We start from the raw sequence: 23,160 nt of genomic DNA, 5'->3' as shown, positions 1-23,160 counted from the left end.
TGGGGCCGTGGTGGAAACCTGGGGGCAGCAGAGTGTGCCCCGACTGGTCACATCAATGGTTCTTCATTGTAGCGGGCAGCACGGCGCGAATTTGGGAGACAAGCCGTGCGCGGAGGGGTGCGGCGGCGTCGGACAGCGCGCGTTGGCGGCGCACGTACTCGGACTTGCCTTCTGGAGTTTCAATCGGAACAACGCCAAAGCCCCACTCACGGCAATCATACGGCGAGGCCTCCATATCTAAGGTTCGCGCAGCGACGGCCAGACGAAAGGTATCAAGGAAGAGCTCGCCGGGTACCAACGGCCCCAATTTCCATGCCCACTTGTACAAGTCCATCGTGGCATGGACGCATCCGGCTTGGTCATGACCCGGCTGGTCATCACGCGTGAGGACCGTGAGGTTGAGAGGCCGGGCAGGAGCGGTGAAGAAGCGGAAGGCATCATAGTGAGTGCATTTGATGCGGTGCTTGTCGACGACCTCATTTGTTCCCTCCGCGCCCAGCCGCAGTGGCAAGTCGTGACGCGGGGTATCCGTGTGATAGACCATCGCCCACTCGTGGAGGCCGAAGCAATCGAATTGGATGGGGTTGCGGGTAGTCTTTTCGAGCAATTTGAGAACATAGCGCACCGTGCCTCCGCGACTTTCGAGGAATGCATCGGCATCAAGCGTGATTCCTTCAGAAGTGCGGTGATAGAACCGCCACTCAGCGTGGGGGACATCCTCACCAGCCAGTGTGACACCAACGCCTGGGTGCCAGCGCCGCAAGTGGGAGGGGCGTACGGGGTAGTACTCGAAAAGGAAGTCGTAGACAGGGTGGTAGGAGCCAGGATGGCGGTAGCGAGAGAGATACTCGTTAGCCGCTTCCTCATGGGCACGCATCTGAGCCTGCCAATCTGTGGGCTGAAGTATCATCGCTGACCCGTATTGCCGCGCCGACGGCGTTGGTTTCGGCCGCGTCCGCGGTGACCTTGGTTTCCCGAGCGCTGTCGCGAAGACTGCTTGTGGGCCTCGCTCTTCTGCTTGTTCTTCGATGGTTGCTGGTGCGGTGGCCCGAGCGGTTCACCAGTGGGCTTGCGCGCTCCGGTCATCTGCGCGAGCTCAGGGCTGCTGGCGGGGTTGGTGCGGTCGCTAATGTCAAGGTCCGTGTGGCTAACACCAGCTTTCTGAATGAGCTTGGCTACCTCATCGCGTTGCTCATCGGTTACCAAGGTAACGACGGTGCCAGAATCACCTCCACGGGCCGTCCGCCCGGAGCGGTGCAGGTAGGCCTTGTGTTCCGCAGGCGGGTCGACATGGACGACGAGAGACACATCCGCGATGTCGATGCCGCGGGCGGCGATATCCGTGGCGACGAGGACTGGGACGCTGCCGTCGGCGAACCCTTCGATTGCCTTGGTGCGGGATCCTTGCCCTTTGTCTCCATGCAAAGGCAGTGCATTGATGCCGACGCGGCGGAGTTTCTTGGCTTGTCGGTCTACTCCATGCTTGGTGCGCATAAACATGATGGTCTTGCCTTTGCGTGCGCCTAAGCGCAGGACCACATCATTACGGGCTTCACGGGTGCCAATAAAGATGAGGTGGTGTTCCATGGTATCCACGGCTGCCTCCACTGGGGCTGTGGAATGAGTAACCGGATCGTGCAGGAACTGGTTGACGAGCTTGTTGACTTCGCCGTCGAGAGTCGCCGAAAAGAGCAACCGTTGGCCATTTTCCGGCGTGAGCCTAAGTAGCTTGCGCACCTGGGGGAGGAAGCCCATATCGGCCATCTGATCGGCCTCGTCCAGCGCGGTGATGGCGACGTGGTCAAAGAAAAGTTTGCCCTGGTCAATGAGGTCTTGAGCGCGGCCTGGTGTAGCGACGAGCAGGTCTACTGGTCGCGCGAGCGAGCGAATGTGATTGTTGATATTGACGCCACCGACGACAGCCAGCACACGGAGCCCCAATGCAGCGGCGGGTTCTTCTAGGCGCTGCTGAATTTGGATAGCAAGTTCACGTGTAGGCGCTAGCACCAGTCCACGCGGATGGGCGGGACGGGAGACACCGGATTCCGCCAAGCGGGTGAGCATCGGAAGCCCAAAAGTAAACGTTTTTCCCGAGCCCGTCGGGCCACGGCCGAGCACATCTTTTCCTGCAAGAGCGTCAGGAATCGCAGCGGCTTGGATGGGGAAGGGGGTCGTGATGCCCTGTTTGTCAAGGACACGGACGACGTCACGGGGCAGACCGAGATCGGCAAAAGTAGTCATCGCTTCCAAAGTTTAATGCCCTGCCTAGGGATTCAGAAACCACGTCGTGACCTACCGTCGGTAGAAGGGGAAGGATCCCCGTGGCCTGCAATTATGCGAAATTTGTGACCGAGTTCTCTGTTACTCTAAGGCCATGACAAACCCTCACGGAAACTCCTCTTACTCTCAACAGTCGCCGCGTGGTTTTGCTCCTGGTCCACAGTTTGGCGTGCCGCGCCCCATGCAACCACAAGATGCCGGATACGGTCACCACGGTGCAGCGATCCCTGGTAGTCAGCAACGTGGACAAGCTCAGTTTCAGCAACCACTAGGCATTGCTCCAGGAATGCAGCAGTCACCCTCTGCACAGTGGCCACCGCAGAAAAATGGCGGCTCAAAGAAGACGCTATGGACAATTCTCGGAGTGATTGGAGCTGTGGTGTTTGTACTCGGATTGTCACTCTTTGTCGCCTTCCAAGCCTTCAATGATGCCACCAGTAGCGTCAGTGAGAACCACAATGGGGCGGAATCGTTAACGCCAGCTGATGACGGCTATTGGGACCGGACCATTGATGTGGATGACATCAATACCCTCCAATACCCTCCGCGATTCTGCGGGAGATGCACCGGTACCTTCCGCCCTCTCAGACCTTACGTCTGACTGCTATGAAGGCACATCCTACTTTGGTCAATCTGACGACGATGGCCGCGATGCACACTGGGTGCCGACCGTTGAGTGCATGTTTGGTGATGATAACGAATTCACCGCGCAATACACCGAGAACAAGGAAGCCATCGCTGCTGCGGAGAGCATGGGGCTGCAGGAATCGATAGTGGACTTTTCTACTGCGCGCGGCTCCACCATTGCTGGCTATATACAGGACTCTGATCTGGTGATTGTTGAGGTTCTGGCTAACGGAGAAGCCGTGATTGAGTACCTCATGCTGTTCACTGAAGATATAACAGGCTTTGACTACGACTGTATGCAGAGGCTCGTCGATGCCGGAATTCTCGACAGCACTCCGGGCCCACCCTTCATCGACGCCTAGCAGTCTCAGTGTGAATGACTGCTGACAGGTGGGGATTAGCACCCATGGCCTGCCATTTTCCCGGGAGCACTCGGTGAGACTTTGCTAATTTGCAACCATGACGCAACCTCACAATGGCTCGCACTTCCAGCAGGGACCACAGAATCCACAACAATCCACACAGCCGTTCAATCACTCCGGACCGAATGGGGCTCAGCAATATGGGATGCAGCAGGGCGCCCCATATGGAAACCATCAGGCAGGGCCGTATGGCGCCGGCGCCCTGGCAGACCCCGCCTTTGCTAAGCCGCAGAAGAAGTCCTCATCGGCCGCGATATGGATTCTTCTTGCCGTCATTATTGCGATGCTCCTTCTTCTTGGCGTTGGGTTCTTCCTAGTTCGGGGGCTTGTCAACAACGATGATGATGGCACATCCGCTCCCACACCGGCGTCAGCAACTGAAGCGAAGGCGACTGCGCAATCAACAATGCCGACCTCGGATGACGCTGCAGATACAACTGATAAGGACACAGCTGACGGCGAGAAAGCAACGCAGGCAGAAGCCGCACCGCTTGCGCCGCTAGAAGGCTTGCCGGAGGACTACTTCGACCACTCACTATCCATCGAGGAAGCCGAGAAGATCCGCGAGGGAGACCTGAAGGAGGCACCTGTTCCGGAGGAATTGGCGGGGTTGAGCGACACATGTGTGCAGGGAGCATCGTTCTTCGGTAAACCCGATGACCAAGGATTCTTCTCTAGTGGGATGGTGCCTACCATCACCTGCTTTTTCGGTGAAGAAGGCGAATTCATGGCCAATTACACGAGAAATAAGGATGCCATTGCCGCCGCAGCCAAACCAGGCAAGGAACACAAGGAAAAGTTCGAGTCGCTGGCCGATACGATCGATATCGTCGGTACAGCAAACGAAGTGAAAACAACTCGTGGGTCGATGCTCTTTATGATTTACAACTCGTACGAGGGCGAGACAGAATACGTCATGTCTGAAGTTCTTGCCGGGGAGACGGCCGCCATTGAATACATCTCGAATACAAGCGAAGTCCTTCTGCGCCAACCACTCATTGACGCAGGAATCGTAGAGCGTGTCCGAAAATAGTGAGATCCGTTAGTGGCAACGCAGAAAAGGTAAAGGTAAAGGCCTCTCGCAATCACGGCGAGAGGCCTTTACCCAAAGCGTTTGAGCTTTGTACGCGGTATTTAGTACTCGCTCAGGGAGCGATCACCTGACCACTCGATGTGGAAAGTGCCTTCGCGGTCAACGCGCTTGAAGGTGTGAGCACCGAAGAAGTCACGCTGGCCCTGGATCAGAGCAGCAGGCAGGCGCTCAGCGCGGAGGCTGTCGTAGTAGGACAGGGAGGACGCAAAAACCGGTGCTGGGAGGCCGAGCTGAGTGGCGGCGACCACGACGCGGCGCCACGGATCGATGAGGCCCTCGAGCTCACCCTTAAAGTATGGGTCCAGAATGAGGGCTGGGAGGTCAGCGTTATTGTCGTAGGCCTCACGGATGCGGTCGAGGAACTTGGCGCGAATAATGCAGCCACCGCGCCAGATGGTGGCCAGATCACGCGGATCGACGTTCCAACCAAACTCTTCAGAGCCAGCCTTGATTTCATCAAAGCCCTGAGAGTAGGCGATGAGCTTGGCAGCATATAGTGCGCGGCGCACATCCTCGATGAAGTCGGCCTTATCAACGTCGAGTTCCTTGATGGTGCCGGATGGCAGCTGGCCCTCTTGTGCAGCCGCACGCTGTGCAGTGGAGGAGGACAAGGCGCGGGCAAAGACGGACTCCGCAATGCCAGTGATGGGCACACCTAGCTCGAGGCCATTAATGGCGGTCCAGCGGCCGGTGCCCTTCTGGCCGGCGGCGTCCACGATGACGTCGACAAGCGGGGCTCCCGTCTCTGGGTCCTTCTGCGCCAAGACCTCGGCGGTGATCTCAATGAGGTAGGAGTCCAAATCACCGGAGTTCCATTCCTTGAAGGTCTCCGCGATCTCCGCTGGCTCCATACCTGCGCCGTAACGCAGCAACTGGTAGGCCTCACCAATAACCTGCATGTCGGCGTACTCAATGCCATTGTGAACCATCTTGACAAAGTGGCCAGCACCATCGGGGCCGATGTGAGTCACGCACGGCGTGCCGTCAACGTTAGCTGCGATGGATTCCAGGATGGGGCCGAGCGTCTCCCAGGACTCGGCCGGACCACCCGGCATGATGGACGGGCCATTGAGGGCCCCCTCTTCGCCGCCGGAGATACCGGCGCCGACAAAGTGGCGGCCCTTCTCAGCGACTTCTTTCTCACGACGGATCGTATCAGTAAAAAGCGCGTTACCACCGTCGATGATGATGTCACCTTCATCCATAGCCTCAGCCAGCTGGTTGATGACGGCGTCAGTCGCTTTGCCTGCCTGCACCATGATGATGGCCATACGCGGACGCTCCAAGGACGCAACGAAATCCGCAACGGTTTCGGACGGGATAAACTTGCCCTCATCGCCATGGTTGTCGATGAGCGCTCGGGTCTTCTCTGGGCTGCGGTTGTACACCGCTACGGTGTTGCCGTTGCGGGCAAAATTGCGTGCGAGGTTGGAACCCATAACGGCCAAGCCCACGACACCAATCTGAGCGAGATCTGTCTTTTCAGAAGTTTGAGTCATGTTCACCATCCTACGTCACCAAAATCTACTACTCTGGTGTGGCATGGAACACGCTGAAATCTTTGTCAAGCTTCTCGGCGCGGCGCAAGAACGCCCGCTCAACGAGGAAGAACTCGACCTCATTAACTCCAACCCACAAGGCCTCGCGGGACTGATCGGACTGCGCTACACGTACATCTCCGGTGATGAAATCCGTTCCGAGGTTGAGGTCGTGCCGGACCACCACCAGCCGTGGGGCGTGGCTAATGGCGGCTTGTACTGCACGATTACAGAGTCCACCGCGTCCGTCGGCAGCCTCATTGTGGCAGGCAAGCCTGTCGTCGGTGTTAACAACAACACGGATTTCCTCAAGCCCGTGTCAGAAGGAATCGTTTCAGCTGTGGCCACGCCGCTCTACAAGGGGCGCCGCACGCAGCTGTGGGAGGTCAAGATTAGCCAGGGCGATGTGCTGCTGGCTGCCTCCACGCTGCGAACGATGGTCGTGCAATAAGACGCAATCGCTACAGCCAGTGGTTGCGGCGGAACCACCACCACATGGCCGCGACCACTAACACCATGAGCCCAAGTGCGCCGAAATAGCCCCACGCGAAATGGAGCTCAGGCATGACATCAAAGTTCATGCCATAGATACCAGCGACCAGCGTGGGAGCTGCCCACATGCCAACCACCGCGGAGATAGTGCGCATGTCGGAGTTCTGCTGCATGGTGACTTTGGCCACGGAGGCGTCGATAAGCGAGGTTAAGCGCTCATCGAAGCCCGCTACCTGGTCTTTGACTACCAATTCATGGTCGTTAACGTCACGCAGGTAGGAACGGATCGTCTTGGAAATGAGATCCTTGTGGTCGGAATTCATCGCGCGTAGCGCCGGCGAGAGCGGGTCGATGGCATGCTTCATCTCGAGAATCTCGCGCTTAAACATGTAAATGCGGTCAATGTTAGGCAACGAGTTAGGCGTGAAGACTTCCTCTTCGAGCTCGTCGACCTCAATGGCGATGAGGCGGCAAATCTCGGAGTAGCGGTCCACCATCATGTCCAGAATCTTCCAGGCCATGGCCACCGGACCCTGTTCCACAAGGTCTTGTTCGTCCTGCACCACGTAGGCCAAGTTAGGCAGTTTGGCGGAGTGGCGCACGGTGATGATGAACGTATCACCAATAATCATCTGCACCTCGCCGGTGGAAATGATCTGACGCTTATCGGTCACCTCATCGTGGTCGCGGTAATTCACGGAGCGTGCAACAACGAAGAGCTGGTCATCATAGCGCTCCAGCTTCGGGCGCTGGTGAGCTTGGACGACGTCTTCCACGATGAGCTCGTGAATGCGGAACTCGGAGGCCACCTTGGTCATTTGGGACTCCAACGGTTCGTGCAGGCCGACCCATACGAAGCCACGTCCATACTCCTCGATGGTCTGCAGTGCGCTGTGCGGGGTATATTCACCGGGCAAGGCTTCACCGTCGACGAACACGCGGCAATGTTCGATGGCACGCTCGGCGGGGACGGTGAGTGACGAGGAGGAACTGGGAGGAGCACTCTTTTTACGTGGCCTAAATGGCGACGGTACGTTCGGCATCGGTGACAGCCTCCTTCGCGAGATGTAAGCCTGGGAGGCAAGCTTCCCTGGCGAGTTTTATGAGAGCGGCTAAAGCTTACACCGTGAATGGGCATATAATCGCTTTTATGCCTACCTGGAAAGAAGTTACCGCAGCTAACCCGGCCCATTCCCACAATTTCGCGCGGAAGTGGAAGACGCTTCGGGCCCAAGGCAAGGATATCGATGGGGAAGCACGGCTGATCGATGCCATGGTGGAGCGCTCCTCCCGCGTCCTTGATGCGGGCTGTGGCTCTGGGCGCCTCGGCGGTGAGCTGGCTAAGCGTGGGCACACTGTAGTGGGCGTGGACGTCGACCCAATTCTTATCGAGCATGCCGAACACGACTATCCGGAGGCTCGCTGGGAGGTGGGGGACCTCTCCGAAGACGAGATCCCGGAAGGTGATTTCGACATCGCCGTGGCAGCGGGCAATGTCATGACGTTCATTGCCCCTGAAGGTAGGGAAGCGACCCTGCGTAACGTTTTTGATGCTCTGCGCCCAGGCGGGCGCTTCGTTGTTGGCTTTGGTGAGGGACGTGGCTGGGGCTTCGAAGAGTTTCTTGCACTGGCCAGAGCGGTAGGTTACCGCGTGGATTTCACCTTTTCTTCATGGGACATGAAGGTGTTCAAGGACAATTCGACGTTTCTCGTCGCGGTGCTGACTCGCCCCGGCGCGGACTTACTCGGATAAAGCGAGGCGGCGCATGCGGTGTCCATGGTCGATAGGGCCATGGCCGTGGCCGACGTGAAGCTCATCGGCATGCACGATGGCTTCGTGGAGCCACTCCGTGGCCCACTGAAGGGCGGCGTCAAGCGTATCGCCCGCGCCTAAGCGCGCGGCAAGTGCTGAAGAAAGAGAACAGCCGGTGCCGTGCGTGTTCTTCGTCTCCACGCGCGGGCAAGGGACGCGGGTGACGTGGCCATCGGGGCTTACCGTGGCGTTATCGGCCTGCATGCCGTCAAGGTGTCCGCCTTTCACCACGACCCACGTGCCATTCGTGGCCGCCCACTCGCTCGCCACCGCAATCGCCTCTTCCAGCGTGCGCGGTTCCTCCACACCTGCAAGGACAGCAAGTTCTGGCAGATTGGGGGTGACAACGGTAGTTCGCCGAGCGAGCTCCTGCACCGCACGCTCTGCCGCTGGCTCCAAGAGACGGTCCCCGCTGGAAGCAATCATGACAGGGTCGCACACGACCGGAACTCCATCCGGCAACGACGACACGAACTTGCTCACCGTTTCGGTGATGGCGACGGAACCGAGCATGCCGATCTTGATGGCGTCGATAAGCACATCGTCCTTCACACAATCCAACTGTTCCTGAAGGAAACTGACCGGAGGGGTGTGGATACTGCGCACGCCCTGCGTATTTTGTGCTACCAGCGCTGTGACTACAGCCATTCCGTAGGCGCCGGCAGCCTCGAAGGACTTCAAATCCGCGTGGATACCTGCGCCGCCTGTGGGATCGGTACCGGCGATGCTAAGAACTCGAGGCAGGGGCATGATGGCTCTCCTTCAGGCTGGGAACTGGAATCACTTCCCACCGTATCTGGGAATGAAAAAGGGGAGAGGATTAATTCCTCTCCCACGGTGGCGCGACGCTTATTAATTAAGGTCGCGGTCAATCACATTGCGGGCAATGCGCTGCTGCTGGGTAATCTCCAGGTTGCCGCGGTCACGCGAAACAGCGTTGAGCAGCCAGTGCAGCGCCACGAGTACGCGGCTGCGGAAGCCCACGATGTACGCGATGTGCAGGCCCAGCCAGGACAGCCATGCCGGGAAGCCGGCAAACTCGGTCTTGCCCAGTTTGACCACGGCGTTGAAACGAGAGATAACCGCCATGGAGCCCTTGTCGAAGTAGTCGAATGCCTCAGACTCGTTCGCGGTGGACTCCTCATCAATCTTGGCCTCGATGAGCTTGCCCACGTGGTTACCACCCTGGATGGCTACCTGAGCCACACCCGGCAGACGGTTGAGGGAAATCATGTCACCAACGATGTAGACGTTCTTGTACTCGCCCACGGTGAGGTCCTCGTTGACAGCAACGCGGCCAGCACGGTCAGCCTCGACACCGGCCTGGTCTGCGATGAGCTTGCCCAGCGGGGATGCAGCCACACCGGCGGACCAGATCTTGGTGGCAGCCTCGATGGTGACCTCTTCCTCGGTCTTCATGTTCTTGTAGGTCACAGCATCCGCGGTCACGTCGGTGACCATGGCGTTGAGGCGGACGTCCACGCCCAGCTTCTCCAAGACGCGCTGTGCCTTGCGGCCAAGGCGCTTGCCAAACGGCGGCAGAACCTGCGGGGCACCATCGAGCAGGTAGATCTTGGCGGAGGTGGAACCGAAGTTGGAGTAAGCGCCGGCGAAGGTACGCTGTGCCAATTCAGCAATCTGGCCGGTGAGCTCCACACCAGTCGGGCCGGCACCCACGATGACAAAGGTGAGCAGCTTCTCGCGCTCGGCAGGATCTTCTTCGAGCTCTGCCTTCTCAAAAGCCGAAATGATGCGGGAGCGAATCTCGAGGGCATCATCCAGCGTCTTCATGCCCGGCGCGTACTGGGCAAAGTGGTCGTTTCCGAAGTAGGACTGGCCAGCACCGGCAGCGACGACGAGGGAATCGTACTCATAGGTGCGGGTTGCGCCATCGAGCTCAGCGGTAACGGTCTGGTCCTTGATGTTGATGTCAGTGACCTCAGCGTTGACGAAGTGAGCATTGTCCTGGTTGCGCAGAATCTGGCGCGTGGACGGAGCGATCTCACCGGCAGAAATAACACCGGTTGCTACTTGGTAGAGCATCGGCTGGAAGAGGTGGTGGTTCTTCTTGTCGATGAGGGTGATCTCAACGTCTGCGTCCTTGAGCTTCTTCACGGCATTGATGCCTCCGAAGCCTGCACCGATAACAACGACGTGGTGGCGGCCGTTAGCTGGACGGTGGGGAGTGTGCGCCATAGCGATTGTGTACCTTCCTGAAGAAAGCTAGAAATTTTTACGCGAGCTAGTCTAAACCCTTCTAGCCGTACATGCATACTATTTGGGGGATTAACTGGCTTTTTGGGCCGCGCCTCCACCCTTTGTGGGCGGGAGCGCTTTATTCTTATCGCGACGTGTGTGCGATGAGGAGGCTGGCTTAAGCGTGTATTCCCACTTGGCTTCGATCGATGCTGAGGCCTGGCCAGGAGTGGCCTCAGTGCCGTCCTCGCGTCTGTTGCGTTTTAATGCTAGGCGTGCAGAATCAGAGTTTGCGCAGGCCTGTGCCAAGGCGGGGGTCGAATTAGAAGGTAGCGATCCCGATATTGCTGTGCTTCACGACGCCCTCTTCTCCCGCATCGCCGATTCCGGCTGGCTCGGCCTGGCGGAATCCTACATGGCGGGAGAATGGACAACTCCGGATTCCGAGCGCTTGGTCAAGGTGCTATTGCGCTTGCTGGGGGTGGGATACCGCCCAAAGGCAAAGGACGTGACAGTGGAAGAATCCACGCCGGGGGAGTTGCCCCTCGATGTGGTGAAGCTCTATGCCGGTGATTCTTTGAGTCACTCTGGCGGCATTTTTGCCAGCGGCGTGCCGACTACGGTGCGCGAAGCAGTGCGCAGCTATAGCGCGCATGCAGGCCGCAAAGAGCCGAAGGAGCATTTCGTCGACGTGACGACGGTGAGCGAGCCGACGTCAACGGACCGTGAGGACTTGGGGGATGCGCAGCGTCGAGCGGCGCAGTGGCTCCTTGACGCTACCCATACTGGTGCCGGTACCCACCTTCTGGTTTATCCGGCTACGGGCTTGCAGGTGGCGGTGCAGGCAGTGGCTCGTCGTGCAACCGTTGATGTTCTTACGGGCGATGAGGAGCAGCGTGCGCTTTTCGACGAACAGCTTCTCCTTGAAGGTGCTGCCGATTCGGTGCATGTGCAAGCAATCGACACCACGCTGCCGGATCCAAAACAGTGGCGCGGGCGGTATGACGCCATCGTGAGCGTGGAGAAATTGGAGACCCTCTCCCCGCGGGAGCGCCTTCGCTTCGTTCAAGTGATTGACCGCTCTCTTATCAACGGCGGCCGCGTGGGCTTGTCCTCGTTGTTCGCGACCACCAAGATGACCCCGGCAGCACGATCAGCCGTGCAGGTTATGCGGGGCTATATTTGGCCAGGCTTGGATTATCCGACGCTGGAGGAAACCCACCAGCTTTTTGATAAGCGTTCAAACCTGCGCATTGTTGCGCAGACCCACGTGGGCACGCATTATTTGGAAACCGTGCGCTATCAGCGCAGTTTCTTCGATGGCCGCCTACGTGAGGCAGCGGCCGCTGGCTTTGACCACGTGTTCCGCCGTCTGTGGACCTTCCAGTTTGCATTACGTGAGGCTTTGCTTACCTTAGGCATGTTGGACGCGGTCCACGTTGTGGCAACACATCGCCACCGCGGCGGGCGCCGTTAGCGCGGTCTACACTGGGCGGCGCCATCACAACCCACCTCGCGGCTCGGAGGAAGAACATGTCAGACCGCACTGGAATTATCGCGCACCGCGGCTATAACGGCTGGTACCCGGAGAATACCCACCGTTCCTTCGATGAAGCCCTCAAGCTTGATGTGGCTGGAGTGGAGTGCGACGTCAACCTGACCAAGGATGGGGAAGTCGTGGTCATCCACGACCAGACGGTGGACAGGACATCAGACGGCAGCGGTGCAGTAGGCGATATGACGCTGGGGGAGCTGCGCGCACTTAATGTCGGCACCGCTGAGGATCCGCAACGCATCATGCTTCTCGACGAATTGCTCGACCTCGTCGAATCCTATCCCGGCAAGCAGCTACTCATTGAGACTAAACATCCGTCCCCATTTGGCGCGCGGCTTGAGGAATCGGTAGCGGAGGTCTTGCGCAACCGACAGCTCGATGCCGACCCACGGTTTAGCCTCATTTCCTTTAATCCCGAAGCAATTTCCCGGTTCCGAAACCTGCTCCCGTCCCTGCAATCCTTTTTGCTCCTAGAGCCGGAAGAGGGGCTTCCTCAGTCCCGTGAGGGCGCGACGGGTTTCGGGCCTTCCATTCGCCAGGCACGGAGTGAAGCCGACTTCTTTGTTGACACTGATTGCCCGACCTACGTGTGGACGGTGAACCTGCCGAAGGACATGGCGTGGTGCCGCGATAGCGGGGTAGAGCTCATGGCAACCGATCTGCCGGAGCTGGCCCTAGAGGTGATTTTACGCAGCTAATTAGCATTAAGTTAGGCCTGTATTGGTTCCGCTCATGAGTCTAAAAGGTCTAGCTATTGAGGTTGCGGCATTTACCCTTTAGTGACGTGTGACGGGATGTTCATGGTGGTGCTATGTGTGACGTTATCCACGCGTATATGCCACTTTTGGGGACTGGACCCCTGAAATTCTCCGGCTGTTTAACCGTCCAAAACTTTTGATCCACTTTTTGTTAACCGGCTTGGTCTAGCTTTCTCTGCATGGCAATATCCAACCCGGCAAACGGGCACATGACTGCGATCCCAGCAGTCACCGAGAAGCCGGTCGTCTCCGAGGAGTATGCGCGTCACCCACGCAAGCAGAAGCTCGACTGGAGACAGATCGGCCTCGCGGCATTGCTCATTGGCCCGAACCTTCTCCTTCTCATTCTTTTCACCTATCGACCACTGGTCGATAACATCCGTATCTCTTTCTTTAACTGGAATATTTCCTCGCCGACGATGACCTTTGTCGGCCTCCAGAACTACATCGACTGGTTCCAAGCCCCAGATACCGGACGCGTGGTGTTCAACACCGTCGTGTTCACCTTCTTCGCAGTGGCCGGTTCGATGGTTCTGGGGCTAGCGCTGGCACTGTTGCTGGACCAGAAACTGTTTGGTCGCGCTGCAGTGCGTTCGATGGTTTTCGCGCCCTACGTCATTGCAGGCGCGGCGATTGGTGTGGCCTTCCAGTTCGTATTCGATCCTAACTACGGCCTCATCCAGTACTTCTTGGGCCTTATCGGGGTCGACGTCCCGAACTTCTACCAACAGCAGAACTGGGCACTGTTCATGATTACGGTGACCTACGTGTGGAAGAACGTCGGCTATGTCTTCGTCATCTATCTCGCAGCTTTGCAGGGCCGCCGCCGAGACCTTGATGAGGCCTCGGAGATTGACGGCACCCCTGCCGCGCGGCACTTCTTCCGCGTGGTCCTGCCGCAGCTTCGCGGCACCACCTTCTTCTTGCTGATTACTGTGCTGCTCAATTCCTTCCAGGTCTTCGACATCATCAATGCAATGACCGGTGGTGGACCGTTTGGCTACGGAACCTCCACGATGGTCTTCCAGGTGTACCAGGAGACCTTCATTAACAACCGTGCCGGTTATGGCGCTGCCGTGGCCACCATCATGTTCCTCGTCGTGCTTGTCATTACGGTACTGCAGATAAAGCTGCAGGAAAGGATGGATAAATAGATGTCCGAAAGTCGCGCAATTCCGGCTTCCGTCCAGGTAGGTCTTCCGCAAGCCAAAGGCGAACTTCCGCCCGTTCCTGGCTCCCAATCCCTCGCAGCTCCGGTTATTACTGATGCACAGCGAAAGCGCAAAGGCGAGCCAATTGATCACAGTCATCCAGCGACGAAGGTCATCGGCTACATCGCCTTGGTACTGACAGTGCTGATGATTATGGTGCCGCTGTACTTTATTTTCATCACCAGCTTCAAGTCTTTCCAGGACGTGTATTCGGATCCAATTTCCTTCTGGCCTAATCCTTTCAAGGCAGAGAACTATTCCTACGTCTGGCAGACCTCTGGCTTCTCGAGTTACCTGAAAAACTCCGTCATCATCACGCTGATCCTGACGGTGGTAGAGGTAGTCCTCGGCGTTCTGACTGCCTATGCCTTCGCTTTCATTCGCTTCCCCGGCCGCAATCTGCTGTTCCTGCTTATCATCGCCTCGCTGATGGTGCCCAACCAGATCACCATTATTTCCAACTACTCGCTGGTTGCGTCGTGGGGTTGGAGAGACACCTACGCCGGCGTCATCATCCCACTGGCGGGTGTGGCGTTCGGTGCCTTCCTCATGCGCAATCACTTCCAGTCATTGCCCCCGGAAATTCTCGAGGCCGCTCGCATGGACGGGGCAGGGTTCTTTACCACCTTGTTCCGCGTGGTCCTGCCGATGTCGTGGCCAACGCTGTCCGCGTTCGTCCTCATCACCGTGGTCAATGAATGGAACCAATACCTGTGGCCCTTCCTGATTACGGATACACCGGCTGCAGCCACGCTGCCGGTGGGCCTGACCCGCTTGCAGGACGCGGAAGGCGTTACAAACTGGGCGCCAGTGATGGCCGGCACCGTGCTGACAACCCTGCCCATGATCATCATCTTCCTTATTCTTCAGAAGCCGATGATCAAGGGCCTGACTGCGGGTGCAGTCAAGGGTTAGTCTGACCGCCTGCTATCCCAACGCCCAACTCACTCAAGTCCCCCCATACTCTTCACTTTTCAAGGAGAACCTCCACCATGTCTCGTAAGACCTCTACTCGCATCGCTGCCGTTTGTGCAGCACTGCTGACCACCGTGTCTCTGACCGCCTGCGCAGGTGGCTCGACCACTGCAGGAAGCGGCTCCAAGGACGGCGGCGACGCCAACACCATCACCTTCTGGTCCAACCACCCGGGTTCCTCCCGTGACCTGGAGCAAGAGCTCATCGATGAGTTCGAGAAGGAAAACCCGGACCTCAAGGTTGAACTGGTCACCGCTGGTTCCAACTATGAGGAAGTTGCACAGCGCTTCAACGCGGCGCTCGCTGGTGGCGACTTGCCTGACGTCCTCGTTGCGTCCGACGTCACCTGGTTCAACTTCGCACTGAATGAGGCCACCACGCCGCTCGATGAGCTGTGGGAGATGAACGACATCGACTCTGACAGCTACGTCGATACCCTGCGTGAGGACTACAAGTACAAGGACAAGCACTACGGCGTCCCGTACTCCCGCTCCACGAACCTGATGTACTGGAACACCGATGACCTCAAGGCAGCCGGTCTTCCTACCGACCGTGGACCGAAGGACTGGGAAGAGTTCGATGAGTGGGCCACCAAGATCAAGGACAAGCTCGACAAGCCTGCCGTAACCGTTCCGGATGGCTCCAACTACCTCGACTGGTACTTCCAGGGCATGATTTGGGCCTTCGGTGGTTCTTACTCTGATGAGTGGGAGCCGAACTTTACCTCGAAGGAGTCCATCGAGGCAGGTAAGTTCCTGCAGGACCAGGTCAAGGAAGGCCACATCGAAATCTCCACTGACCCGACCGTCGCATTCGGTTCCGGCAAGGCCTCCGGTCTGCTGGAGTCCACCGGTTCGCTGGGTGGTCTGAAGGAGACGGCTACGATTCCGTTCATCACCACCTACCTGCCAGGCCCTGGTCCTTCGGCAGCCACCGGTGGTGCTGGTCTGGCCGTGCCGGCTGGAATTTCTGACGAGCGTAAGGCCAACGCGGTCAAGTTCATTGACTTCCTGACCAACACCGAGAACACCATCAAGTTCTCCCAGAAGACGGGCTACATGCCGGTGCGCAAGGACGCCCTGGATGATCCGGAAGAGAAGAAGTTCTTGGAGGAGAACCCGAACGCCCAGACCGCTATCGAGCAGCTCAACGAGAACACCAAGCCGCAGGACTACGCTCGCGTCTTCGTGCCGGGCGGCGGACAGCGCATCGGTGGCGTTCTGGACCGCATCACTGTGGGCAATGAGGACGTCGAGTCCGCATTCGGTGACCTGCAGAAGGAGACCCAGAGCGTTATCGACCGCGACATCACCCCGAAGCTGAAGTAACACTTCGGATCGTTTGAAAGGACATCATGGCTACTGTTGAATTCCGCCAAGCTTCCAGGATCTACGATCCGAAGAAGCCTCCAGCGGTCAGCCGCATTAACCTCGATATCAAGGACGGCGAGTTCTTGGTACTCGTCGGACCTTCGGGCTGCGGCAAGTCGACGACATTGCGTATGCTCGCCGGGCTGGAGCCGATCGACGAAGGGCAAATCTTCATCGACGGGGCCGACGTTACTGAGACCCGCTCGCGGGACCGCGATGTAGCCATGGTGTTCCAGTCCTATGCGCTGTACCCCAACATGACAGCGCGTCAGAACATGGCGTTTGCATTGCAAAACGCCAAAGTGGATAAAGCAACCATCGAAGAGCGCGTGAACTTTGCCGCGAAAATGCTCGAACTGGAAGACCTTATTGATCGCAAACCGTCCGCAATGTCGGGCGGCCAGCGTCAGCGTGTGGCCATGGGGCGTGCCATCGTGCGCCAGCCCAAAGTCTTCCTCATGGATGAGCCGCTATCTAACTTGGATGCGAAGCTGCGTGTTTCCACGCGTGCGCAAATCCTGCAGTTGCAGCGCGAGCTCAATACCACCACGGTCTACGTCACCCACGATCAGACTGAGGCAATGACCATGGGGGACCGAGTGTGCGTCCTCAAAAACGGCATCATCCAGCAGGTTGATGCACCGAACACCTTGTATGAGAACCCCGGAAACTCCTTTGTGGCGACGTTCATTGGTTCGCCGGCGATGACCCTCATTGAAAACGTCCCGTTCGTCGATGGTCGTGTCGTTGGCGGCAAGGACCATGCTCTGGACTACTACATGCCACAGGAGCAGGCTGCGAAGGTGACATCGGATCGCGTCATCGTCGGTGTGCGCCCAGAAAACTGGGAAATCGTCGGCGTGAACCAGCCCGGTGAGCAATATGGTCTTCCGGTCCGGGTCGATATTGTGGAGCACTTAGGCTCCGAGCTGTATGTCTACGGTAGTCGCGAGGAGTCCGCGGATGACGTGATTGCGGTCCGTGGTGACCGTATAACGGTAAAGGTGCCGCGCGGCATCAATGTGGATCAGGGCGACACGATCTACTTGCGCCCGATAAAGGGCGGCTGCGTCTTCTTCGCTCCAGATACCGAAATCAACTACGACTACCTCTAAACAGGTTCGGCCATATCCGATGCGCCGGTGGCGGGGCTCCCACAGTGAGTGCCGCCACCGGCGTTTTGCTATGGCGTGACGACCGGTCGAGAGGCGCGTTCGAGGAGCACAGCGATAGAGTCATAGGTCTTGCCCGCGATCATCTCTAGCCCCATCTCGCAGGTGCGGTTATCGGAGACGTACGCGTCGAATCGCTCGGCGTCGAGTGAGGCGCGTTCCTCGCGGGTAGCGGACTCAACGAGCTCTGGGTGGAGCATTACGCGGTCGCCAGCGGAGCCGCAGCACATCGCGCCCTCGGGAACCTTGGCGTCACCGCAGAGGTTGGCCAAATCGACGAGGTCCTGACTGATACCCATGTGATCGGTTGAACACGTGGGGTGTACGGCAATGCTTCCCATGTTCTTGACAATCGGCAGGTGGGGTGCGACTTCATCGCGCAGCCACTCCACGAGGTCAAGGATGCGCAGGTCCTCCCAGAGCTCACGGTCGGCCGTGGACAGTGCGTCTGGTACCGAATCCAGCAGGCCGTGGGTGCAGCTAGCGGCATCCACCACGATGGGCAGGCGACCATGCTCAGACCAGTGCCACAGGTCACGCACAATCTTCTGCGCTTGGTATTCGAAACCTTCCTTGTAGCCCTTAGAGGACCAGGGTGTACCGCAGCAATCGCCGGCTACATCCTCTGGAATCCACACTGGTTGGCCGGCACGGCGGCCGAGCTCGACGACTGCGCGTGGCAGGTCCACCGAGTCCTGCGCGGCTCCTGCCGGGCGGCCGAAGATGCGGTTAATGCAGGCAGGGAAGTAGAGTGCTTGGGCGCCCTCGCGTGGGGTCCCTGGAAGTCGGGAGGCGCCTTTCGGCAGCGGTCCTGGAACGGTTGGCAGCAGGTCGGGTGCCACGACGTTACGGGCCATGTTCGCACCCAGCTCCAGTGGCTTGTGCGGAATCTTGTTGGCGGAAATAATGCCGGCGCGGGCAAGCTTTTCCACGACATCCCAGCGCTGCGCTGTGGTTAGCGCAACCTTCTCACGGGCCGGGGTGGTTTGCTGGTTACGCAACTGCTTCATCACTGCACCGGTATCGATGCTGATGGGGCAGGGGATGGAGCAGGTGCCGTCGGCAGCACACATATCCACCGCGTCGTACTGATACTCTTCCTGCAGCTGGGCAAGCACCTGCGAGCCTTCTTTCTGGCGGGCCATTTCGCGCCGCAGCACGATGCGCTGTCGCGGGGTGACCGTTGCGTGACGCGACGGGCAGACTGGCTCGCAGAAGCCGCATTCCACGCACGGGTTAATCTCCTCTTCCACCTTGGGGAAGGACTTGAAGTTGCGCAGGTGAATGGTCTCATCGCGGGTAAGTTTCACATCAGGAGCGAGGATGCCCTTCGGGTCGATCATGTTCTTGACCTCCCAGAAGAGCTCGAAGGCCTCTGTGCCCCACTCGTGTTCCAAGAAGGGCGCCATGTTCACACCGGTGCCGTGCTCTGCCTTCATTGAGCCCTGGTACTTATCGATGACCAGCTCCGCCAAGTCGTCGAGGAAGTTGGCATAGGATTCACGCTCTTCCTCACGGTCAAAGCGTGGGGTAAAGAAGAAGTGCAGGTTTCCAAAGGCTGCATGGCCCATGACGGATTCCGGGTAACCGTACTTGGCTTGCAGATCCATAAGGTCAGCTGCAGCCTCGCCGATCTGGGCCGGCGGGAAGCATACGTCCTCGGTGATGTAGGCAGTGCCGTTGGGGCGGTCAGCGCCGAGCAGACCATACAGGCCATTGCGCAGCTCCCAGGCTCCGCGCATGCCCTTTGGGGTGGTGAGGAATTCGAGGGGACGGAGCAGTGGGGCGTCGGCAAGCACAGCGCGCAGGCGCTCCATGGCTTGGTTCAGCTCATCCTCATTGCCGCCGCCGACCTCTACCAGAAGAGCTGCCGCGTCATCGTCGAGGTTCCGCCACGATTCCGGCGCGTGTGAGTAATGCTCTGCCGAGCGGCGCATAACGGGAGCAACGAGCAACTCGCAGGCCTCAGCACCGGTTTCCATAATGGGGTGCACGAAGTTAGCGGCATCACGCAAGTTGGGCAGCTCGACCCAGGTGGTGGCCTTCACGCGAGGTAGCTTCACCGTGCGCATAACGGACTCGGTAATGGCACCGAAGATACCTTCGGAACCGATGAGGAGGCGCTTGAGAATGTGTACCGGCTCGTCCTCATCGAGGAATGCATCGATGCGCAGGCCGTTGGTGTTGCGGATGGAGAACTTGGTGCGCAGGAACTCCACCATCTCGGTATTGGCGCGTAACTTATCGCGGAAGGCCAGCAAGTCAGCATGGAGCTTCGGCTCCTGCTTTCGGAAGGCCTCATCACCACGAGCGGTATCAACGATGGTGCCCGAAGGGAGAACGAAGACAAGTTCTTCGATGCTGTGGTAGCTATCGCGCTCCAGTGAACAGCGCATTCCTCCGGAGTTATCGGCCAACACACCGCCGATGGTGCACACGGAGGTCGAACCCGGGTCCGGGCCCAGCATGAAGCCATGGTGGAAGAGCACCGCTTGGGCATCGCCCAAAATGACGCCGGGACGTGACCACAGTTTGGTGCCACCCTCGCGCACTTCCATGCCGCTGAAGTGGGTTTTTACATCGACGAGTATGTCGTCGCCCATAGCTTGGCCGTTGAGCGAGGTTCCTGCCGCGCGAAAAGTCATATGGCGGTCATGCGCATCGCAGTAGGCCATGAGCGCCGAAAGGTCAGCGGCGTTGCGCGGGGAGACCACGATGTTGGGGATTGAGCGGTAGGGACCGGCATCAGAGGAAAAACGCACGAGGTCGCTTAAGCGGCCATGTACGTTTTCTTTGCCGACGATGGCTTCCATGTCCGCGACGAGTTCGGCGGGGGAGCCGTGGCTGTAGCGGGCCGGGACGGCGTCGGCTTGGCTGGTGGTTCCCTCAGGGCGTGAGAGACGCGAGGTATCGGGGCTGAAGAGCTTTGACATACCTCTAATCTATCGCTTGACAGTAAATATGGGTGAAATGGGCTACGCGTCGTCCGGAATATGGGATACTTAGCCCACTGAATGAGATTATTGATGGAAAGGACACGCTATGACCAGCCCACGTACGGAAGGGGAGCGCGGCGAGAAGATCGCCGTCTATGCCTTCCCCCTCGTCATCATTGCCTGCGCCGCCGTGGCATTTGTGAGCCCCAGTACTTTTGAACCGGTAGGCCAGTACACCAAGCAACTGCTCATGGTCATCATGTTCTCCATGGGCTTGACGCTGACTATCCCGGACTTAGCGTTGGTGGCGAAACGGCCCACGCCCATCTTCTTGGGTGTGTTCTGTCAATTTGCCATTATGCCCACGAGCGCGCTGCTGGTGTCGCAGGTGCTCGGGCTTTCCGACGCCGCCACCGTCGGCCTCATCCTCCTCGGCTCCGTCCCAGGTGGCACGGCTTCCAATGTCATGGCCTTCTTGGCCAAAGGCGATGTGGCTTTGTCTGTTGCTATGACCTCGGTGTCCACATTGGTCTCACCAATCATGACGCCGCTGCTTATGCTGTGGTTGGCGGGCCAGACCGCGGATGTGGATGGCAAGGGCATGATGTGGTCGCTGGTGCAGACCGTCCTTATCCCGGTGGGCTTGGGTTTGCTTCTGCGTGTGTTGGCCAGCAAGGCTGTGGACAAGGTTCTTCCTTTACTGCCGTGGGTAGCCATTGCCGGCATTGGCGCCGTGGTGATGGCCGTGGTGTCGAAGTCTCAGGAAAAGCTGCTGACTGTGGGTCTAGTTGTCTTTGTAGGCGTGGCCCTTCAGAACCTTATCGGATTTGTCTTCGGCTACTACCTGGCCAAGATTGCCCGCGAGCGCGAGTCCGCTGCGCGCACAACTGCTATTGAAGTAGCCACGCAGAACTCCGGCCTGGCCTCAGCTCTGGCGTTGCAGTTCTTTACCCCGGAGGCAGCACTTCCCGGGGTAGTGGCTGCTGTGTGGGCTAATGTCACCGGCGCAATCTTCGCGGCCATTGTGAGGCGCAAACCGCTCGACGAAGAAGCTGCGGCCGAAGCACGTGCTGCTCAGACTGTGAGTTAGCTCAGAGAAGGAATGAGTCTCCCTAACTCGCGAAAGTCTTGCTTCAAAAGCAAATCTGAGCTGGACTTTGTAGAGTTAGGGAGGCCTTAGTACTGTGGTTGGTGCTGAACTCGACCTGGGCGTTTATCGGCGCCACGCGAATCACTTCGCCCTAGGCCAACGTTGGCAAAGCCCCAGACCTGAAACCCGCAACACGCTGGTCGCCAAAAGGGGGATTAAGTAGTCGCGGGATAGGCGAGCATGGAGTTTCGGGATCGAGGTCTGGGGGTATGAAGAACCTTGCGCGGGCATCGCAGCGGCAGGGGTGTGGACCATCCATACTATCTGACATAATGTACATTATCGGCCACAACGTTATGGGTGGGAGCGCAACGATGCTTCCCTCGGTTAATGTTCGGCCGTGAACCTTGACGCCGGCGCACTTCTGCATGAGGCGCCGCGGGCGCTGGCTTGCCTCGTCCCGTTAGGCTAAGAGGACTTGCGCCGGGCGCTCTGTGGTCCGGCTCGCCGGCACGGTTGCGGAACGCGGGCACCCCGGCGGCCGGTCGGTTGAATCCTCGTAGCTGACTGCACTCGTGCCGTGTCTGCTTGGCGGTGCCCGCCGGCCCTCTTATTGTCGCCATAACTGCGAGAGTTGAGTGTCCGATCTGCAGGTAAGTCTGACGAAAAGCGGCCAAAAGGCGACCTGGTGCGCTACTTCCCCGGTGTAAATACGCACCTTTATAAAGTCACTGTGACGTAAAAGGCTGGGATTCCCGCACCTAACGCTGCCGGTATGCCATGGCGAGTTGGACAACTGTCAAGGCGACAAGGACCGCAGAGAACGCTGCCAACAGCTTCGTGCCCGTGAACCAGATGAAGATGCCGAAGCCCGCGAGCACAACCAGGCGCACCCATAAGACGGTGATGAGGTGACGAGACTTCATGGCGCTACTTCTGCAGGGTTACGCGGACATTAACGTTGCCCACTTCGGAAATCTTGGCAGCAATCATCTCCGGGGTTTCTATGCCGAAGTCCAGGCGATTGATCGGAATATCGCCGCCGAGAACGATGGTGTCACCATCGCGCACGACCTGAAAATCAGTCGTGACTTTCTGAGTCTCGCCATGGATGGTGAGATTGCCAGTGATCGGAATGGTGGCTGGTGAAGCGTCGTCAGGCACGCTAGAAAGATCAGCTGGTTCAGTCAGCTCGAACGTGGACTCCGGGTATTTTGCGACCTCAAACAGTTTGGTCTTCATGTTCTGATCGCGCACCTTCTTATCGGTGGTAAGCGAGGTCATATCTACGGTGATGGTGGCTTCCTCTACGACCGCGCCTGAAATAGTGGCCTGACCAGTAACTTCTTTGGTTGAGCCAGACGTAGTTCGTTTGTCTGCGGGCAGGATTTCGTCGATAGTAAAGCCTGCTGATGTGAAGTTATAGGGTGAGCCCTTGACCACGTGCCACTCGCCGTCAAGCTCGGTCGACGCGGCCTTTACCCGGTCTAGATTGATGGGTTCAGTTTTGACTCCACGTCCCATCACCAGGGAGAACACGAGAGGTCCGAGGGCTAATGCGGTTGAGGCGAGAATCAGAATCACGAAGACGCTGATGACCAGCTTGCGGTTACCTAATACAGATTTCATGTT

20 protein-coding genes are annotated in these 23,160 nt (G+C 58.3%); 11 read left to right on the top strand and 9 right to left on the bottom strand.

Annotated elements, in window-relative coordinates; all coding sequences use genetic code 11:
- Window positions 1-52: 52 nt before the first annotated feature.
- Window positions 53-910 (bottom strand): 3-methyladenine DNA glycosylase, encoded by an 858-nt coding sequence (locus QP922_RS03875; protein ID WP_284807994.1) that lies wholly within the window; start codon window positions 908-910, stop codon window positions 53-55.
- Entirely contained in the window at window positions 907-2,241 is a 1,335-nt protein-coding gene (locus QP922_RS03870; protein WP_284807993.1) for a DEAD/DEAH box helicase, read from the bottom strand. Before QP922_RS03870 ends, QP922_RS03875 begins: the two co-directional genes overlap by 4 nt.
- Before the next feature lie 557 nt (window positions 2,242-2,798).
- Here QP922_RS03870 and QP922_RS03865 point away from each other — a divergent pair.
- Both QP922_RS03865 and QP922_RS03860 read left to right on the top strand, forming a co-directional pair.
- Window positions 2,799-3,269 carry a hypothetical protein gene (locus QP922_RS03865; protein WP_284807992.1) on the top strand — a complete coding sequence of 157 codons (471 nt, stop codon included), beginning with the start codon at window positions 2,799-2,801 and terminating at the stop codon, window positions 3,267-3,269.
- Between the two features lie 97 nt (window positions 3,270-3,366).
- Window positions 3,367-4,362 (top strand): hypothetical protein, encoded by a 996-nt coding sequence (locus QP922_RS03860; RefSeq protein ID WP_284807991.1) that lies wholly within the window; start codon window positions 3,367-3,369, stop codon window positions 4,360-4,362.
- 101 nt (window positions 4,363-4,463) lie between these two features.
- Here the strand turns inward: QP922_RS03860 and gnd are convergent, their stop codons facing one another.
- Window positions 4,464-5,921, bottom strand: coding sequence for an NADP-dependent phosphogluconate dehydrogenase (gnd, locus tag QP922_RS03855; RefSeq protein ID WP_284807990.1), 1,458 nt, complete (start codon window positions 5,919-5,921; stop codon window positions 4,464-4,466).
- A 43-nt stretch (window positions 5,922-5,964) separates the two neighbouring features.
- Between gnd and QP922_RS03850 the strand changes: the two genes are divergently transcribed.
- Window positions 5,965-6,411: a PaaI family thioesterase gene (locus QP922_RS03850; protein WP_284807989.1), complete on the top strand. Its 447-nt coding sequence runs from the start codon at window positions 5,965-5,967 to the stop codon at window positions 6,409-6,411.
- A gap of 10 nt (window positions 6,412-6,421) precedes the next feature.
- On the opposite strand, the gene corA is transcribed toward QP922_RS03850, so the two are convergent.
- Window positions 6,422-7,495 (bottom strand): magnesium/cobalt transporter CorA, encoded by a 1,074-nt coding sequence (corA, locus tag QP922_RS03845; RefSeq protein WP_070671319.1) that lies wholly within the window; start codon window positions 7,493-7,495, stop codon window positions 6,422-6,424.
- 107 nt (window positions 7,496-7,602) lie between these two features.
- On the opposite strand from corA, the gene QP922_RS03840 reads away from it, so the two are divergent.
- Window positions 7,603-8,205 carry a class I SAM-dependent methyltransferase gene (locus QP922_RS03840; RefSeq protein WP_284807988.1) on the top strand — a complete coding sequence of 201 codons (603 nt, stop codon included), beginning with the start codon at window positions 7,603-7,605 and terminating at the stop codon, window positions 8,203-8,205.
- Here QP922_RS03840 and thiD read toward each other — a convergent pair.
- Window positions 8,194-9,015, bottom strand: coding sequence for a bifunctional hydroxymethylpyrimidine kinase/phosphomethylpyrimidine kinase (thiD, locus tag QP922_RS03835; protein WP_284807987.1), 822 nt, complete (start codon window positions 9,013-9,015; stop codon window positions 8,194-8,196). The two genes, QP922_RS03840 and thiD, sit on opposite strands and share 12 nt — an antisense overlap.
- A 102-nt stretch (window positions 9,016-9,117) precedes the next feature.
- Window positions 9,118-10,461, bottom strand: coding sequence for an NAD(P)/FAD-dependent oxidoreductase (locus QP922_RS03830; RefSeq protein WP_284807986.1), 1,344 nt, complete (start codon window positions 10,459-10,461; stop codon window positions 9,118-9,120).
- 184 nt (window positions 10,462-10,645) lie between these two features.
- On the opposite strand from QP922_RS03830, the gene QP922_RS03825 reads away from it, so the two are divergent.
- The 6 genes from QP922_RS03825 (at window position 10,646) to QP922_RS03800 (ending at window position 17,445) form a co-directional block, all read left to right on the top strand.
- Window positions 10,646-11,938, top strand: a complete 1,293-nt coding sequence (locus tag QP922_RS03825; RefSeq protein WP_284807985.1) for a class I SAM-dependent methyltransferase — start codon at window positions 10,646-10,648, stop codon at window positions 11,936-11,938.
- 56 nt (window positions 11,939-11,994) lie between these two features.
- Window positions 11,995-12,714 (top strand): glycerophosphodiester phosphodiesterase, encoded by a 720-nt coding sequence (locus QP922_RS03820; RefSeq protein ID WP_284807984.1) that lies wholly within the window; start codon window positions 11,995-11,997, stop codon window positions 12,712-12,714.
- 239 nt (window positions 12,715-12,953) lie between these two features.
- Window positions 12,954-13,928, top strand: a complete 975-nt coding sequence (locus QP922_RS03815) for a carbohydrate ABC transporter permease (protein WP_231913846.1) — start codon at window positions 12,954-12,956, stop codon at window positions 13,926-13,928.
- Window positions 13,929-14,900: a carbohydrate ABC transporter permease gene (locus QP922_RS03810; RefSeq protein WP_070671309.1), complete on the top strand. Its 972-nt coding sequence runs from the start codon at window positions 13,929-13,931 to the stop codon at window positions 14,898-14,900. It abuts the gene before it with no gap.
- Between the two features lie 77 nt (window positions 14,901-14,977).
- A complete protein-coding gene (locus QP922_RS03805) occupies window positions 14,978-16,288 on the top strand; it encodes an ABC transporter substrate-binding protein (protein ID WP_070671307.1) in 1,311 nt (436 codons plus the stop codon).
- Window positions 16,289-16,314: 26 nt separating this feature from the next.
- The gene (locus QP922_RS03800; protein ID WP_284807983.1) at window positions 16,315-17,445 is read left to right on the top strand and encodes an ABC transporter ATP-binding protein; all 1,131 of its coding nucleotides are present in this window, start codon (window positions 16,315-16,317) and stop codon (window positions 17,443-17,445) included.
- Between the two features lie 68 nt (window positions 17,446-17,513).
- Here QP922_RS03800 and QP922_RS03795 read toward each other — a convergent pair whose 3' ends face one another.
- Entirely contained in the window at window positions 17,514-20,435 is a 2,922-nt protein-coding gene (locus QP922_RS03795; RefSeq protein WP_284807982.1) for an FAD-binding and (Fe-S)-binding domain-containing protein, read from the bottom strand.
- 109 nt (window positions 20,436-20,544) lie between these two features.
- Between QP922_RS03795 and QP922_RS03790 the strand changes: the two genes are divergently transcribed.
- Complete coding sequence (locus tag QP922_RS03790) at window positions 20,545-21,528, top strand: bile acid:sodium symporter family protein (RefSeq protein ID WP_284807981.1); 984 nt, start codon at window positions 20,545-20,547, stop codon at window positions 21,526-21,528.
- 761 nt (window positions 21,529-22,289) lie between these two features.
- Here QP922_RS03790 and QP922_RS03785 read toward each other — a convergent pair.
- Window positions 22,290-22,454 carry a hypothetical protein gene (locus tag QP922_RS03785; protein WP_181815368.1) on the bottom strand — a complete coding sequence of 55 codons (165 nt, stop codon included), beginning with the start codon at window positions 22,452-22,454 and terminating at the stop codon, window positions 22,290-22,292.
- Window positions 22,455-22,458: 4 nt separating this feature from the next.
- Entirely contained in the window at window positions 22,459-23,157 is a 699-nt protein-coding gene (locus QP922_RS03780) for a YceI family protein (protein WP_284807980.1), read from the bottom strand.
- Window positions 23,158-23,160: the final 3 nt, after the last annotated feature.

It is taken from the genome of Corynebacterium sp. MSK218 (assembly GCF_030232655.1).
Lineage (GTDB): Bacteria > Actinomycetota > Actinomycetes > Mycobacteriales > Mycobacteriaceae > Corynebacterium.
Note: the sequence above shows the minus strand (reverse complement) of the source record. Positions and strands in the feature narration are given on the sequence as shown.